The organism is Rhizobium sp. BK181 (assembly GCF_014193305.1).
GTDB lineage: Bacteria > Pseudomonadota > Alphaproteobacteria > Rhizobiales > Rhizobiaceae > Rhizobium.
On record NZ_JACHZA010000013.1, the window covers coordinates 100,289 to 116,766 of the forward strand.

A 16,478-nucleotide genomic window follows, 5' to 3' on the forward strand; every position below is an offset into this window, starting at 1 on the left:
CCCCGTTGCAGGGGCCGTAAATAAGTCCGTCACTGCAAATTTACCCGACGAATGCGCGTTCGATCACAAACTCCGCCGGCTTGCTGTTTGCGCCCTCGTTGAGGCCGGCACCTTCCAGCAATTCCTTCGTATCCTTCAGCATCGCGGAGGAGCCGCAGATCATGCCGCGATCGATTACAGGATCGAGCGGCGGGACGCCGAGGTCGGTAAAGAGCTTGCCTGAGGAAATCAGGTCGGTGATACGGCCGCGGTACTCGAAGTCTTCACGGGTGACGGTCGCATAATGGCGCAGCTTGTCGCCGACGACTTCCTGAAGGAGTTCGTCATTCTTGATCTCGTCGACCAGGTCGAAGCCATATTTCAGCTCCGCCACGTCGCGGGTCGTGTGGGTAAGGATGACTTCCTCGTACTTCTCGTAGGTTTCCGGATCACGGATCAGGCTGGCGAAAGGCGCAATGCCAGTCCCGGTCGAAAACATATAGAGGCGACGGCCGGGCGTCAGCGCGTCAAGCACCAGCGTGCCTGTCGGCTTCTTGCGCATCAGAACCTGGTCGCCCGGCTTGATCGCCTGGAGGTGTGAGGTCAGAGGGCCGTCCGGGACCTTGATCGAGAAGAATTCAAGCTCTTCTGCCCAGGCGGGGCTTGCGATCGAATAGGCACGGAAGATCGGCTTGCCGTCGACCATCAATCCGATCATTGCGAATTCTCCCGACCGGAAGCGGAAGCCCTGCGGACGCGTCATCGTAAACCGGAACAGGCGATCCGTGTAATGGGTCACGCTGAGCACGGTTTCGGCATAGACTCCAGCCGGAATCGGTGAGGCGAAGTCTTCGGTCTTTGCAGGGGCGTTCATTTCGGTATCGGATCCCGTATTGGTCGCACAATGTTTTCGATGCCAGCGAGATATTACAAATAGTGTCTCGATTAAAGGTATTCCATTCTTTCTCGAGCGACTTGCACGAAATATGCGTGTCGCTGTCATGATTCCAGGGCCTTACGAGGCTTCATTGCTTTTGCGCTGGCGAAGCGGGACAAAGGATGCATATTAGGCAAAAACCGCGTCTGCCGGGCGCGGACGCCATAGGCTGCTCGGGGAAACATGAAGATTTTCAATTACAAGCGCGTACCTTACGCGGAAATGCGCGCATTCTCCGTCCATATTCTGACGGCGTCCGGGTCCTTTCTTGCCTTTCTCGGCGTCGTCGCCGCTGCCGAGCACCGTTTTATCGACATGTTCTGGTGGCTGGGGCTGGCACTCCTTGTTGATGGCATCGATGGACCGATCGCGCGCAAGGTCAGTGTCAAGGAAGTCCTGCCAAACTGGTCAGGCGATACGCTCGACAATATCATCGACTATGTGACCTACGTCCTGCTGCCTGCGTTTGCGCTTTACCAGAGCGGCATGATCGGCGAGCCATGGTCCTTCGTGGCTGCAGGCATGATCGTGGTATCCAGCGCAATCTACTACGCCGATACTGGCATGAAGACCGACGAGTACTTCTTCTCGGGCTTTCCGGTGGTCTGGAACATGATCGTCTTCACATTGTTCGTCATCGATGCCAGTGCGATCACGGCGCTAACGGTCGTCCTCGTCTCCGTCATCCTCACCTTCCTGCCGATCAATTTCCTCCACCCCGTCCGCGTCCAGCGACTCAGGCCGCTCAACCTCGGCGTCTTCTTCTTGTGGTCGGGGCTCGGGATGTATGCGCTGCTGATGCATTTCGTGATCCCACAATGGGCGCTTGTCCTCTTTATTCTCAGCGGTATCTACCTCTACTGCATTGGCGCCGTGTTGCAGTTCTTCCCGGCGCTTGGAAGGCGCGATTAGGAGAAGGCAATGGCAAGAACGCAGGCGGTTTCTTTCAGCAAGACCGGCGGACCTGAAGTTCTCGAATATATCGACATCGACCTGCCGCCTCCCGGCGCAGGGGAAATCCAGATCAAGCACGCGGCCATTGGCTTGAACTTCATCGATGTCTACTTCCGGACCGGGCTTTATAAAGCGCCGCATATGCCGTTCGTGACCGGCAAGGAAGCGGCTGGCACCGTTACAGCCGTGGGCCCTGGTGTGGAGGAGTTCAAGGCCGGCGATCGCGTCGCCTATGCCGGCTCTGACGGCGCCTACAGCGTCGAGCGAAACATCGAAACGAAGCATCTCGTCAAGGTTCCGGATGGAATTCCGCTCGAGACTGCCGCTTCGATGATGCTGAAGGGAATGACCGCCGAGTATCTCCTCAACCGAACCTACAGGGTCCGCCCCGGTACCACGATCCTGTTTCATGCGGCGGCCGGCGGTGTTGGCCTAATAGCCGGACAATGGGCAAAGGCGCTCGGCGCAACGGTGATCGGCACCGCCGGGTCGAACAGCAAGGTGCAGTTGGCTCTCGAGCACGGATACGATCACGTCATCAATTACAATACCGAGAATTTTGCCGAGCGTGTACGCGAGATCACCGGTGGCGCGGGGGTGCACGTGGTCTATGACTCGATCGGCCGCGACACATTTCCCCAGTCGCTCGACTGTCTGAGACGGCTCGGCATGTTTGTCTCTTTTGGCCAGTCTTCTGGGCCGATCGAGAACTTCACACTCGCCATGCTCGCCCAGAAAGGATCGCTCTTTGCAACGAGGCCGACCCTTTTCACTTACATCGCGACGCGCGAAGAGCTAACCAATTGTGCAAACGCGTTATTTGATGTTGTTTTGAGCAACAAAGTGCGTATCAATATCAACCAAACCTATCCATTGCGTGAGGTCGGGCGGGCCCACATGGATCTGGAATCCAGAAGAACTACCGGAACTACGCTACTGATCCCATAATGACCCGAACGGGCAGGATCGGCAGAGGGAAATGAGGGGAACGTGTCATTATCTGATGTGCCGGGCTCCGGTGCGTTACTGTCGGTCCAGCAACTGACGAAATTCTTCGGCAGCTTTGCCGCCTGCAACCATATCGATCTAGATATCGCGCCCGGCGAAATCCATGCTCTCCTTGGCGAAAACGGCGCCGGCAAATCGACGCTGGTCAAGATGCTGTTCGGGGTGCTGGAACCAAGCGAAGGCCGCATCCTGTGGGAGGGCCGGCCGGTTTCGATCGGTTCTCCCGGCGATGCCCGCGGGCTCGGCATCGGCATGGTATTTCAGCACTTTTCGCTTTTCGAGGCGCTGACCGTCGCTGAGAATATCGCGCTTTCGCTCGACGACAGCATTCCGATCGGCAGGATTGCCGAAGAGGCTAGGGCGCTTTCGCAGGCCTACGGGCTGCCGCTCGACCCGCACGCCCACGTGGCCGACCTCTCCGTCGGTGAACGCCAGCGCATCGAAATCGTGCGCGCGCTGCTGCAAAATCCCAAGCTGATTATCCTTGATGAGCCGACGTCCGTGCTGACGCCGCAGGAGGCCGACAAGCTTTTCGAAACACTCTTCAAGCTGAAGGCGGAGGGCAAATCGGTGCTCTACATCAGCCATCGGCTTGAAGAAGTGCAGCGCATCTGCGACCGCGCGACGGTGCTGCGCAGCGGCAGGGTCACAGGCGCCTGCGATCCGCGTAAGGAGACGCCGGCTTCTCTCGCCCGGATGATGGTCGGCAGCGACGTTGCGACGGTCACGCATCCGGATCGCGGCAACAAAGGAGAGGTGCAGCTTGCAGTCGCCAGTCTTTCGGTTGCCGCGCGCACGCCCTTCGCCATGCCCCTTAAAGATGTGTCCTTGACGGTTCGCTCCGGCGAGATCCTGGCGATCGCGGGCGTTGCGGGCAACGGCCAGGGAGAACTCTTCGATGCGCTCTCCGGTGAGTATCCCGTCGGTTCGGCGGAGGCGATAACGATCCGAAAGAAGGCCGTGGGCACCCAGGGTATCACTGCGCGTCGTTTGCTCGGCGCCGGTTTTGTTCCCGAAGAGCGCCATGGCCATGCTGCCGTCTCGGCCATGAAACTCTCCGACAATCTGGTGCTGGCGCGCAGTCAATCCGACCGTCGGGCCTTCCTCGGTGGCGGCTTTCTCAAGGTCATCCGCCGGAGCGCCGTAAAGACAGCGACCCGGCGGATCGCCGAGGCAATGGACGTCCGCAAAAGCGGTGAGGATCCGGCGGCGGGTTCGCTCTCCGGCGGCAATCTGCAGAAGTTTATCGTTGGACGCGAATTGGATCGCCAACCCGCCGTTCTCGTCGTCAATCAGCCGACCTGGGGCGTCGATGCAGGGGCGGCCAGCCGCATTCGCCAGGCGCTCGTGGATCTGGCGCGGAACGGCTCCGCCGTCGTCGTCATCAGCCAGGACCTTGACGAAATATTCGAAGTCGCAACGGAGATTGCCGTGATTTCTGAAGGGCGACTTTCGCAACCCTTCCCGGCGGGAGAACTGTCTCGGGAAAAGATTGGCCTTTTGATGGGCGGCCTGCACGAGAGCAAGACCGCCTCGGAGGCGCAAGATGCGCATTGAGCTGGAAAAGCGACCGCAAGCGTCGAAGCTTTACGGCCTTGTGTCACCGGTGTTGGCGTTGCTGCTGACATTGATCGCCGGCGCGATCATGTTTGCCATTCTTGGCAAGGACCCGGTCGAAGCGCTCGACGCCTTTTTCCTCGAGCCCTTGCTTGAGGTGTGGTCGCTGCATGAACTTGCCGTGAAGGCGGCACCGCTGATCATGATCGGCGTAGGACTCGCCGTCTGCTATCGCTCCAACAACTGGAATATCGGCGCCGAAGGGCAGTTTACGATCGGCGCGATCACTGGCTCCATTCTACCTATCCTGTTCACGGAGTTGCATTCGCCTCTCGTACTGCCCCTAATGCTTATCATGGGCGCCATCGGCGGCGCTTTGTTCGCCGCCATTCCTGCACTGCTGAAGGCGCATTTCAATACCAACGAAATCCTGACGAGCCTGATGCTCGTCTATATCGCGCAGCTTTTCCTCGACTGGCTGATCCGCGGTGCGTGGCGCAATCCGCAGGGCTTCAACTTTCCGGAAAGCGTGCCGTTTCCGCCGGAAGCGACGCTGCCGGCGATATGGGAGGAGTCCGGCCGGGCGCATTGGGCCTTCGTGTTCGCGATTGTCGCGGCGTTTCTTGTCTGGTTCATGCTAAAGTATACGCTGAGGGGCTTCGAGATCGTCGTGCTCGGCCAGTCTGAGCGGGCAGGGCGGTTCGCCGGCTTTTCGTCGAAGAAGATGATCTGGTTCAGCTTCCTGTTTTCGGGCGCGCTTGCCGGGCTCGCCGGCATCTCGGAAGTATCGGGATCGATCGGGCATCTGCAGCCTGCTATTTCTCCCGGCTACGGCTTCACGGCGATCATCGTCGCGTTTCTCGGACGCCTGAACCCGCTCGGTATCATCGCATCAGGCCTCGTGCTGGCTTTGACCTATCTCGGCGGTGAGGCTGCACAGCTGTCGCTCGGCGTATCCGACAAGGTGACCCGCGTCTTCCAGGGCCTGATACTGTTCTTCGTTCTCTCGTGTGACACCCTCATCTACTACAAGATCCGTATCCTCTGGTCGCGGGTCCGGGGAGGTGTAGCATGAGCATCTTCGAAGCAATTTTGCTGACAGTCATCACTGCGTCTACGCCTCTGGTCATTGCCGCCTTGGGCGAACTCGTTACCGAACGATCCGGTGTTTTGAACCTCGGTGTCGAAGGCATGATGATCATGGGCGCTGTTGCGGCCTTCGCAACAGCGCAAATGTCAGGCTCTCCCTATATCGGACTGTTGGGCGGGATTGTCGCCGGCGCTCTGTTTTCGCTGCTTTTCGGCTTTCTCACCCTGACGCTGGTCGCCAACCAGGTAGCGACCGGCCTGGCGTTGACGATCCTCGGGCTTGGGGTCTCGGGCATGCTTGGGGAGGGCTATGTCAGCGTGCCCGGCGTTCGCCTCGCGCCCATCGTCGTCCCTTATCTTTCCGACATCCCGCTGATCGGCTCCGTGCTCTTCCGTCAGGACCTGACTTTTTACCTGTCGCTCGCTCTGCTGTTCGGCGTGAGCTGGTTCCTGTTCCGCAGCCGCGCCGGCTTGAAACTGCGCGCGATCGGTGACAGCCACGGCTCGGCGCACGCCCTCGGCATCGGCGTCATCCGGACACGCTATCTCGCCGTCATGTTCGGCGGTGCCTGCGCGGGCCTTGCGGGAGCACAGCTTTCCCTCGTCTATACGCCGCAATGGGTGGAGAACATGTCGTCCGGCCGCGGCTGGATCACGCTCGCGCTTGTCGTCTTCGCGTCTTGGCGGCCGTGGCGGGTTTTTGCCGGCGGCTATTTGTTCGGTGCAGTCACGATCCTGCAGCTTCACGCACAGGCTTTCGGCGTTGGAATTCCGGCCCAGTTTCTGTCGATGCTCCCCTATGCTGCGACTATTGTGGTTCTTGTCATCATTTCTCATAATCGGCGCACGACGTTGATCAACACGCCCGCGTCGCTGGGAAAAGCATTCGTCCCGGAGCGCTAAACAAAAGAATGAAAAGCGCTTCCGGAAATTCCAAACCAACAGGGGTTATCATGAAAAAACTAGCACTTGCATTTGCCGCATCGGCTGCCGCGGTCCTGAGCGTCGGCTCTACCGCGCAGGCTGCCGACAAAACGAAGGTCTGCTTCGTCTACGTCGGATCGCACACTGACGGCGGCTACTCGCAGGCGCACGATCTTGGCCGCCAGCAGATCCAGAAGGAGTTCGGCGACAAGATCGATACGCCATACCTCGAAAACGTGCCGGAAGGCCCCGATGCCGAGCGTGCTATCGAGCGCTTGGCGCGTTCGGGCTGCAAGCTCATCTTCACGACGTCCTTCGGCTTCATGGATGCCACCGTGAAGGTTGCTGCGAAATTCCCGAACGTGAAGTTCGAACACGGCACGGGCTACAAGTCCGGTCCAAATCTTGCGACCTACAACTCCCGCTTCTATGAAGGCCGCTACATCCTCGGCCAGATCGCGGCGAAGACCTCGAAGAACCATGGCGCTGCCTACATCGCTTCTTTCCCGATCCCGGAAGTCGTCATGGGTATCAACGCCTTCGAGCAGGGCGCCCGCTCCATCGATCCCGACTTCAAGCTGAAGGTCATCTGGGTGAACACCTGGTTCGATCCGGGCAAGGAAGCCGATGCTGCAAAGGCTATGGTCGACCAGGGTGTTGACGTCCTGACGCAGCACACGGACACGACCGCTCCGATGCAGGTTGCCGAGGAACGCGGCATCCATGCATTCGGCCAGGCCTCCGACATGATCGCAGCAGGGCCGAAGGCTCAGTTGACGGCAATTGTCGACACCTGGGGTAACTACTACTCCAAGCGCGTTCACGCTCTTCTCGATGGCACCTGGAAGTCCGAGCAAAGCTGGGACGGCCTGAAGGACGGCATCCTCAAGATGGCCGACTACACCAACATGCCCGATGACGTGAAGAAGATGGCCCAGGAAACCGAAGCCAAGATCAAGTCCGGCGAACTGCATCCCTTCACCGGTCCGATCAACAAGCAGGACGGCACGCCCTGGCTGAAGGCTGGCGAGAAAGCTGATGACGGCACTCTGCTGGGCATGAACTTCTACGTCGAAGGCGTGGACGACAAGTTGCCGAAGTGATTTTCGGCTAACAATTAGCACTTGCGAAAGGGCGCTCACTTCGAGCGCCTTTTTTTTGCACTGCAAACCAGAAAGTGCATTTACAAAAGTAATACTATATGATTTTTTCCAGCTGTGCCGCGTGGAGGCGGCTTTGGGAGGAAATCATGAAATTGAAGACTGCACTCTTGAGTGCCACGATTCTGGCTGCCTGCATGTTCGGCTCGGCATCAGCCGCAGAGCTGGTCGTGGGCTTTTCGCAGATCGGCTCTGAATCCGGTTGGCGTGCCGCCGAGACGACGGTCACCAAGGAAGAAGCCAAGAAGCGCGGCGTGGACCTGAAGTTTGCTGACGCGCAACAGAAGCAGGAAAACCAGATCAAGGCGATCCGCTCGTTCATCGCTCAGGGCGTCAACGCCATCTTCCTCGCTCCGGTTGTCGAAACCGGTTGGGACGCCGTCCTAAAGGAAGCAAAGGAGTCGGAAATCCCGGTCATCCTGCTTGATCGTACGATCAAGGCGCCGGAGGACCTGTACCTGACCGCCGTTACCTCGGACCAGGTTCACGAAGGCAAGGTTGCCGGCGACTGGCTGGCAAAGACCGTTGGCGACAAGCCCTGCAACATCGTCGAGCTTCAGGGTACGACGGGTTCCTCACCGGCCATCGCCCGCAAGAAGGGCTTCGAGGAGGCGATCGCTGGCAAGGCCAACTTCAAGATCGTGCGCAGCCAGACCGGCGACTTCACCCGCACCAAGGGCAAGGAAGTCATGGAAAGCTTCCTGAAGGCTGAGAACGGCGGCAAGGATATCTGCGCCCTCTACGCCCACAACGACGACATGGCCGTTGGCGGCATCCAGGCGATCAAGGAAGCAGGCCTGAAGCCGGGCAAGGATATTCTCGTCGTCTCGATCGACGCCGTGCCTGATATCTTCAAGGCCATGGCAGCCGGCGAAGCAAACGCCACTGTGGAACTGACGCCGAACATGGCAGGTCCCGCATTCGACGTGCTCGATGCCTACCTGAAGGACAAGAAGGCACCGGCAAAATGGATTCAGACGGAATCGAAGCTCTATACGCCATCCGACGATCCGATGAAGGTCTATGAGTCCAAGAAGAACCTTGGCTACTAATCCTTGAGGCCAGAACCGCACCGGCCCATCATGGGCCGGTGCGGACCTGCCAGATGCCGATCAGGACGTCATGTCCGTTGATAGCGAGGCATGTCGGTCCATATCAGGAAAAGCTGCCTTCATGATTCACGATTTCGAGAACGTTCTGACCGCCACCGGGATATCGAAGTTCTTCCCCGGCGCCGTTGCGCTCGACAAGGTCGATTTCTCGCTGCGCAAGGGCGAAGTGCATGCGCTTTTGGGCGAAAACGGCGCTGGAAAATCGACGCTGATCAAATGCATCACTGGAGCCTATCACCGCGACCAAGGGCGCCTTGCTCTCGACGGCACGGAAATTAATCCGTCCGATACGTTGGCCGCGCAAAGGCTTGGTATTGGCACGGTGTACCAAGAGGTCAACCTTCTGCCCAACCTGAGTGTCGCCGAAAACCTCTATCTCGGCCGCCAACCAAAACGGTTTGGCATGATCGACGTAAGGGCAATGAACCAGCAGGCACGGGCGCTGCTTGACCAATACGGTATAGAAGTTGACGTCACCGCGCAGCTCGATCGGTTTTCGGTCGCTGTCCAGCAGGTGGTCGCAATCGCCCGGGCTGTTGATTTGTCCGGCAAAGTTCTCATCCTCGACGAGCCCACGGCAAGCCTCGATACACAAGAAGTCGCGATGCTCTTTCGCATCATGAGAAACTTGAAAGAGCGCGGCCTTGGCATTGTCTTTATTACCCATTTTCTGGAGCAGGTCTACGAAGTCAGTGATCGTATCACGGTGCTTCGCAATGGCAGGCTAGTTGGCACGCGCGAAACGTCCGAACTGTCTCGCCAGAGCCTCATCTCCATGATGCTCGGTCACGAACTGGCAAATGCCGAGGCAACTGCGCGCGCACATACCGTCGCGGCTGGCCCGGTCAAATACAGGTTCCAAGGCTACGGCAAACGCGGCAAAATCAAACCGTTCAATCTCGAGGTTCGTGTTGGCGAGGTGGTGGGCGTTGCGGGGCTGCTCGGTTCAGGCCGTACAGAGACTGCCGAGCTACTCTTCGGGATCGAGCAGGCAGACAACGGAACGGCAAAAGTCGACGGCAAGGAAGTGACGCTCTCGAATCCACGGGCGGCGATCCGCCATGGCTTCGGCTTCTGTCCGGAAGATCGCAAGACGGATGGGATTATCGGTGACCTTTCCATTCGCGAGAATATCGCCTTGGCGCTACAGGCCCGCAGGGGCTGGGCGCGACCGATTTCGCGCGCCGATCAAAATGCACTGGCCGATCGCTATATCAAGGCGCTCGACATCCGCACGACGGACAGGGAGAAGCCGATCCGTCTCCTGTCCGGCGGCAACCAACAGAAGGCAATCCTTGCCCGCTGGCTGGCCACCAATCCTGACTTTCTGATCCTCGACGAGCCAACCCGCGGCATCGACGTCGGCGCCCATGCCGAGATCATCCGCCTGATTGAGGACCTTTGCGCAAAAGGCATGTCTCTGATCGTTATTTCCTCGGAATTAGAAGAGCTTATCGCCTATAGCTCACGTATTTTGGTACTTCGCGATCGCGAGCATGTCGCAGAGCTGGCGGGCGACGATATCAGCACCGCGCGCATCGTCGACGCCATCGCCGCCGCCCAAAAGAAGACGGAGTACGCATGAAGTCGTCGCTCAATGCATTGCTGATTCGCTTGGCGCCGCAGCTTATTGCGCTCGCGCTCATTCTTCTTTTAAATTTCATAATGTTTCCGCAGTTCTTTAATGTGGTAGTTCAGAATGGCCGCCTATACGGCAGCTTGATAGATGTGCTGAACCGTGGAGCACCGGTTGCGTTGCTGGCAATCGGCATGACGCTTGTAATCGCGACCAAGGGGATCGACCTTTCGGTCGGCGCGGTGATCGCGATCTGCGGCGCGGTTGCTGCGTCATCCATCGTAGCCGGTCAATCGCTTGCAATGACACTGCTGGTGACGGTCGGGGTCGGGCTGCTTTGCGGCGTCTGGAACGGATTTCTGGTTGCCGTGCTCAATATTCAACCGATCATCGCGACACTCGTGCTGATGGTGGCTGGGCGGGGGATCGCGCAGCTCATCACCGAGGGGGTCATCATGACCTTCAACGATGAAGGGCTGATCGCTCTTGGCAGCGGTTCGTTCGCCTTCCTTCCGATGCCTGTCATCATATGGCTGATCATGAGCGCCCTGGTGATCCTGCTGGTAAGGCGCACGGCGCTTGGAATGCTGATCGAAGCCACCGGCATCAATCGACGTGCAAGCACGCTTTCCGGCGTGCGGACACCTGTACTGCTAATGGCCGTCTATATGTTGAGCAGCCTTTGCGCGTCGATCGCCGGGATCATCGTCGCCGCTGACATCAAGGGCGCGGATGCCAACAATGCCGGTCTTTGGCTGGAGCTCGACGCGATCCTGGCCGTTGTCGTTGGTGGCAACTCGCTGCTTGGTGGGCGCTTCAGTATTGTGGGGTCGTTGATCGGGGCGATGATCATTCAGGCTGTAAACACCGGTATTTTGCTCTCAGGGTTTCCGCCGGAGTTCAACCTGATCATCAAGGCGGTGATCGTCATCGTGATCCTCGTCATTCAGTCGCCGGCGGTCCAATCGGCCGCGATCATCTTAAGCCGGCGATCGAGCGGCGTCAGGGAAGGCCAGATTCAATGAACTCGAAATATCTGCCGTTGCTTGCGACCGTCGTAATTTTCGTCCTGTCCTATGCTGTCTGCGCACTGCAGTATCCGAACATCTTGTCCACCCGCGTCATCGGCAACCTTTTGACGGATAATGCCTTTCTTGGCATCGCGGCGGTCGGCATGACGTTTGTCATCATCTCGGGCGGCATCGACCTGTCGATCGGCTCTGTCATCGCTTTCACTGGCGTGTTCTTGGCTGTCGTTCTGCAGAACACGCCAATCCATCCGCTCCTCGCGTTTGCGCTGGTGCTGATCATCACGACGATCTTCGGCGCGGCAATGGGCGCTATCATCCACTACCTGGAAATGCCGGCTTTCATCGTGACGCTCGCGGGCATGTTCCTTGCGCGTGGCATGGCTTTTGTACTTTCGATCGACAGCATTCCGATCAATCACGATTATTACGGCACCTTGACCAGCATCTATTACAAGCTGCCGGGCGGCGGTCGACTGACGCTAATCGGCGGCATCATGCTTCTGGTTTTTGTCTCCGGCATATTCCTCGCCCACCGTACGCGGTTTGGGACCAATGTGTACGCCCTAGGCGGCGGCGCTCAGACGGCGCAATTGATGGGCGTTCCGGTGGGCCGCACGACAATCCAGATCTATGCATTATCCGGCTTTCTTGCCGGTCTATCGGGAATCGTTTTTTCGCTCTATACGTCGGCCGGTTATTCTCTGGCAGCAGTCGGCGTCGAGCTCGATGCGATCGCAGCAGTGGTCATTGGGGGGACGCTGTTGACCGGGGGGGCGGGATTCGTGGCAGGTACCTTCATCGGCATCCTGATCCAGGGCCTCATTCAGACCTACATCACCTTCGACGGGACGCTCTCGAGTTGGTGGACGAAGATCTTGATCGGCCTGTTGCTTTTTGCATTCATTCTAATGCAGAAGGTTATTCTCTTCCTTTCCAGTATGAATAAGAGGTATGCCTGAGCGGGGAGGTATTCGTTGCGTAGCAGATTGCTTGAGACCGGAAAGACAGCACGGAAATCACGGACGAGCCATGCCCAAGTCGTGGATGAGCTCGGCAGGGCGATTGTTGCGGGAAACTTTCCCGTTGGAAGTATTCTGCCGGGAGATGCCGAACTTGCTCAGCGCTTCAAGGTCTCACGCACAGTTCTTCGAGAAACGATGAAGACGCTCGCCGCAAAAGGGATGATCGTCGCCAAGGCCCGTGTCGGAACGCGCGTGACAGAGAAAAACCTCTGGAACATGTTCGATAGCGAGATCATAGCCTGGCATTTCGACAGCGGCGTGACGGAGGAGTTCCTGCTCCAGCTTTACGATATCCGGCTAGCTTTCGAGCCGTTTGCCGCCGGTCTCGTCGCCGAAAGGGCAAGCAAGCAAGATGTCGAAAACCTGCGGACGCTGGCAACCGAGATGGCGGCCTTGGGTCATACCAGCGAAAGTCTGGCGCTGGCGGACCTTCACTTTCACCTGGCGATAGCCGAAGCCTCTCATAATCCCTTCATGCGAACGCTGGGAAGTCTCATCGAAGCCGCATTGGTGGGGATGTTCCGCATCAGTACGCCGCCGTCACAGAACGGTTTCTCGGATATTGCCGACACGCACATGCGGATCGTCGATGCAATTGTTGCCGGCAATGTCGATGCGGCCCGACGGGCCATGGAGGTCGTCATCATCGACGGCCGCGATCACGTGCGTGAGGCCTATGCGGCCATGGGCAAGGTAACGGCCTGATCGATTTTGATCTTTGTCCCGCCGATGTCTTGCTGCTAAGAGGCAACAAAGACCGCAAACACCGGATTCTCGGAGCAGATCATGGAACGCACTTGCCTCGCCGTCATTCTCGCTGCGGGTGACAGCACGCGAATGAAGTCGTCGAAATCGAAGGTGCTGCATCCGATCGCAAACCGCCCGATGATCGCTCACGTCGCGGATGCCGTAGCCAAGAGTGATATTTCATCGGTCGCGCTCGTCGTGGGGCGCGATGCCGACGAAGTGGCGAGGGCCGCCCAGGTCGGAAGCGTTAAGATTGAGGCGTTCCTGCAGAGGGAGCGGCTCGGCACGGGCCATGCGGTGCTGGCAGCGCGCGAGGCGATCGCGCGCGGATACGACGACATCATCGTGACCTACGGCGACGTGCCATTGCAGACAGAAGGACCGCTCAAAGCCGCACGCCACCTCTTGGCCGAAGGTAGCGATGTGGTCGTGATCGGCTTTCACACCGACAAGCCGACTGGCTATGGCCGCCTACTCGTCAAGGATGGCGAACTGATCGCCATCCGCGAGGAACGGGATGCCACAGACGCGGAGCGTGCTGTGAAATGGTGCAACAGCGGCTTGATGGCGATCAACGGTCGCAAGGCGCTCGATCTCCTGTCCCGTATCGGCAACGGCAATGCCAAGGGCGAATACTACTTGACCGACCTGGTCGAGATCGTCCGCTCCATTGGCGGTCGCGTCACCGCTGTCGACGCGCCTGAAGTCGAAATGATGGGCTGCAACAATCGCGCTGAACTCGCGGTGATCGAACGATTCTGGCAAGAGCGCCGGCGCCACGAGATGATGATTTCGGGCGTGACGATGATCGCACCCGAAACCGTGTTCCTTTCCTACGACACCGCGATCGGGCAGGACGCACTGATCGAGCCGAACGTCGTGTTCGGCCCCGGCGCGACAATCGACGGTGGTGCGGTCATTCATGCTTTCTCGCACATAGAAGGCGCGCATGTCAGCGCCGGTGCAACCGTCGGCCCGTTTGCTAGACTTCGGCCGGGAGCCGATCTTGCCACTGGCTCGAAGGTCGGCAATTTCTGCGAGGTGAAGAACGGGAAGATCGGCGAGGGGGCCAAGGTCAATCACCTGACCTATATCGGTGATGCGAAGATCGGAGCCGGGGCGAACATCGGTGCCGGTACGATCACCTGCAACTATGACGGCGTCAACAAATACGAGACGCTGATCGGGGCAAATACGTTCATCGGATCGAATTCCTCTCTCGTGGCACCGGTCAGTATCGGCGACAACGCCTACGTTGCCTCCGGCAGCGTGATCACCACGGATGTTCCGGCCGATGCGCTCGCTTTAGGCCGGGCGCGTCAGGAACTGAAACCGGGCAGGGCTACCGTGCTGCGCGAACGGGCATTGGCAATCAAGGCGGCAAAAAAGGCCAAGCCGTAAGTTTGCGCGTAACGTGCGGAAATCGAAAGTGACCGCCAAGGCCATTGAAAAAAAAGACAGAATCGTTACGAGTGGCCTCCGAACGGAAGGCCTTGGGGACCATTATGTGCGGTATTGTTGGAATCGTTGGAAACAGCCCGGTTGCGGGGCGTCTCGTTGATGCGCTGAAGCGGCTTGAGTACCGCGGCTATGACTCCGCGGGTGTTGCCACCATACATGACGGCGAGATGGCGCGTCGTCGTGCCGAAGGAAAGCTCTTCAATCTCGAAAAGCGCTTGGACAGCGACCCGCTGCCGGGAACGATCGGCATCGCGCACACGCGCTGGGCGACTCATGGCGTGCCCAACGAAACCAACGCGCATCCCCATTTCGTCGAGGGTGTTGCTGTCGTTCACAATGGCATCATCGAGAATTTCTCCGAACTGCGTGACGAGTTGATCGCAGAAGGTGCCGTCTTCGACACGCAGACGGATACGGAAGTCGTCGCGCACCTCATGGCGAAGTATCTGCGTGATGGCCTCGAGCCACGCTCGGCGATGCTCAAGATGCTGAACCGGGTAACCGGTGCTTATGCGCTGGCAATCATGCTGCGGAGCGACCCCGGCACGATCATGGCAGCACGCTCCGGCCCGCCGCTTGCCGTCGGTTACGGCTCCGGCGAAATGTTCCTCGGCTCGGATGCGATTGCCCTTTCCCCCTTCACCAATGAGATCACCTATCTGGTCGACGGCGATTGGGCGATGCTGACGCGGGATGGCGCGACGATCCTCGACTTTTCAGGCAATGAGGTGCGTCGCCCGCGGCAGATTTCGCAGACGACGGCCTATGTGGTGGATAAGGGCAATCACCGCCATTTCATGGAGAAGGAGATTTACGAGCAGCCCGAGGTCATCTCGCATGCCCTCAGCCATTACGTCGACTTCGCCAGCAACAAGATCAGCGACAACGTCAATGCGATCGATTTCAAGACCGCCTCCGGTCTGGCAATCTCCGCGTGCGGAACCGCCTATCTCGCCGGCCTCGTCGGCAAATACTGGTTCGAGCGCTATGCGCGCCTGCCCGTCGAGATCGATGTCGCCTCCGAATTCCGTTATCGCGAAATGCCGCTGTCGCCATCGCAGGCCGCGCTTTTCATATCGCAGTCGGGCGAGACCGCGGACACACTGGCGTCGCTGCGCTATTGCAAGGACCACGGTCTGAAGATCGGCGCTGTCGTCAACGTCAAAGAATCAACCATTGCCCGTGAGTCGGACGCCGTGTTCCCGATCATGGCCGGTCCGGAGATAGGGGTCGCCTCCACCAAGGCATTCACCTGCCAGTTGGCAGTCCTGGCATCGCTGGCGCTCGGCGCCGGCAAGGCGAGGCGAACGATCAGCGCGGAACAGGAAACGGAATTGGTCCGTCATCTCGCGGAAATGCCCCGCATCATGAGCCGCGTCCTAAACCTCATCCAGCCGCAGATGGAAAGCCTCGCACGCGAGCTCTCGAAATGCCGGGATGTCCTTTATCTCGGTCGCGGCACGAGCTTCCCGCTTGCCATGGAAGGCGCGCTCAAGCTCAAGGAAATTTCCTATATCCATGCCGAGGGCTACGCTGCGGGCGAACTCAAGCATGGGCCTATTGCACTGATTGATGAAAATATGCCGGTGATCGTGATCGCGCCGTTCGACCGTTTCTTCGACAAAACCGTATCGAACATGCAGGAGGTGGCTGCGCGGGGCGGTCGCATCATCTTCATCACCGACGAGGCCGGTGCTGCTGCGTCGAAGCTACCGACGATGGCAACGATCGTACTGCCCAATGTCGACGAAATCATCGCGCCGATGATCTTCTCGCTGCCGATCCAGCTGCTCGCCTACCACACCGCCGTCTTCATGGGCACGGACGTCGATCAGCCGCGCAATCTGGCAAAGTCGGTAACGGTGGAGTGACCGGTCGCCGGATCTTCTGATACTTGTGTGGCACCCCAATTTCTGGCAGC

14 protein-coding genes are annotated in these 16,478 nt (G+C 58.8%); 13 read left to right on the plus strand and 1 reads right to left on the minus strand.

Annotation, left to right across the window (positions count from 1 at the left end):
- Positions 1–40: 40 nt before the first annotated feature.
- The gene (locus tag FHT77_RS23555; RefSeq protein ID WP_016553986.1) at positions 41–853 is read right to left on the minus strand and encodes a ferredoxin--NADP reductase; all 813 of its coding nucleotides are present in this window, start codon (positions 851–853) and stop codon (positions 41–43) included.
- 246 nt (positions 854–1,099) lie between these two features.
- On the opposite strand from FHT77_RS23555, the gene pcsA reads away from it, so the two are divergent.
- The 13 genes from pcsA (at position 1,100) to glmS (ending at position 16,428) form a co-directional block, all read left to right on the plus strand.
- A complete protein-coding gene (gene pcsA / locus FHT77_RS23560) occupies positions 1,100–1,828 on the plus strand; it encodes a phosphatidylcholine synthase (RefSeq protein ID WP_016553985.1) in 729 nt (242 codons plus the stop codon).
- A 9-nt stretch (positions 1,829–1,837) separates the two neighbouring features.
- Entirely contained in the window at positions 1,838–2,818 is a 981-nt protein-coding gene (locus tag FHT77_RS23565) for a quinone oxidoreductase family protein (RefSeq protein ID WP_183757255.1), read from the plus strand.
- Positions 2,819–2,860: 42 nt separating this feature from the next.
- Positions 2,861–4,435: an ABC transporter ATP-binding protein gene (locus FHT77_RS23570; RefSeq protein WP_183757256.1), complete on the plus strand. Its 1,575-nt coding sequence runs from the start codon at positions 2,861–2,863 to the stop codon at positions 4,433–4,435.
- The gene (locus tag FHT77_RS23575; protein ID WP_183757257.1) at positions 4,425–5,510 is read left to right on the plus strand and encodes an ABC transporter permease; all 1,086 of its coding nucleotides are present in this window, start codon (positions 4,425–4,427) and stop codon (positions 5,508–5,510) included. The genes FHT77_RS23570 and FHT77_RS23575 overlap by 11 nt, the downstream gene beginning before the upstream one ends.
- On the plus strand, positions 5,507–6,427 hold the full coding sequence (locus FHT77_RS23580) for an ABC transporter permease (RefSeq protein ID WP_016553981.1): 921 nt from the start codon (positions 5,507–5,509) through the stop codon (positions 6,425–6,427). The genes FHT77_RS23575 and FHT77_RS23580 overlap by 4 nt, the downstream gene beginning before the upstream one ends.
- A gap of 50 nt (positions 6,428–6,477) precedes the next feature.
- Positions 6,478–7,551, plus strand: a complete 1,074-nt coding sequence (locus FHT77_RS23585; protein ID WP_016553980.1) for a BMP family ABC transporter substrate-binding protein — start codon at positions 6,478–6,480, stop codon at positions 7,549–7,551.
- Between the two features lie 146 nt (positions 7,552–7,697).
- Positions 7,698–8,660 (plus strand): galactofuranose ABC transporter, galactofuranose-binding protein YtfQ, encoded by a 963-nt coding sequence (gene ytfQ / locus FHT77_RS23590; protein WP_016553979.1) that lies wholly within the window; start codon positions 7,698–7,700, stop codon positions 8,658–8,660.
- A 121-nt stretch (positions 8,661–8,781) separates the two neighbouring features.
- Complete coding sequence (gene ytfR, locus FHT77_RS23595; RefSeq protein WP_183757258.1) at positions 8,782–10,305, plus strand: galactofuranose ABC transporter, ATP-binding protein YtfR; 1,524 nt, start codon at positions 8,782–8,784, stop codon at positions 10,303–10,305.
- Positions 10,302–11,321, plus strand: a complete 1,020-nt coding sequence (locus tag FHT77_RS23600) for an ABC transporter permease (RefSeq protein WP_183757259.1) — start codon at positions 10,302–10,304, stop codon at positions 11,319–11,321. The genes ytfR and FHT77_RS23600 overlap by 4 nt, the downstream gene beginning before the upstream one ends.
- Positions 11,318–12,286 carry a galactofuranose ABC transporter, permease protein YjfF gene (gene yjfF / locus FHT77_RS23605; RefSeq protein WP_183757260.1) on the plus strand — a complete coding sequence of 323 codons (969 nt, stop codon included), beginning with the start codon at positions 11,318–11,320 and terminating at the stop codon, positions 12,284–12,286. Before FHT77_RS23600 ends, yjfF begins: the two co-directional genes overlap by 4 nt.
- Before the next feature lie 15 nt (positions 12,287–12,301).
- Positions 12,302–13,054: a FadR/GntR family transcriptional regulator gene (locus FHT77_RS23610; RefSeq protein WP_183757261.1), complete on the plus strand. Its 753-nt coding sequence runs from the start codon at positions 12,302–12,304 to the stop codon at positions 13,052–13,054.
- Between the two features lie 81 nt (positions 13,055–13,135).
- A complete protein-coding gene (gene glmU / locus FHT77_RS23615) occupies positions 13,136–14,497 on the plus strand; it encodes a bifunctional UDP-N-acetylglucosamine diphosphorylase/glucosamine-1-phosphate N-acetyltransferase GlmU (protein WP_183757262.1) in 1,362 nt (453 codons plus the stop codon).
- A 104-nt stretch (positions 14,498–14,601) separates the two neighbouring features.
- Positions 14,602–16,428, plus strand: coding sequence for a glutamine--fructose-6-phosphate transaminase (isomerizing) (gene glmS, locus FHT77_RS23620; protein WP_183757263.1), 1,827 nt, complete (start codon positions 14,602–14,604; stop codon positions 16,426–16,428).
- Positions 16,429–16,478: the final 50 nt, after the last annotated feature.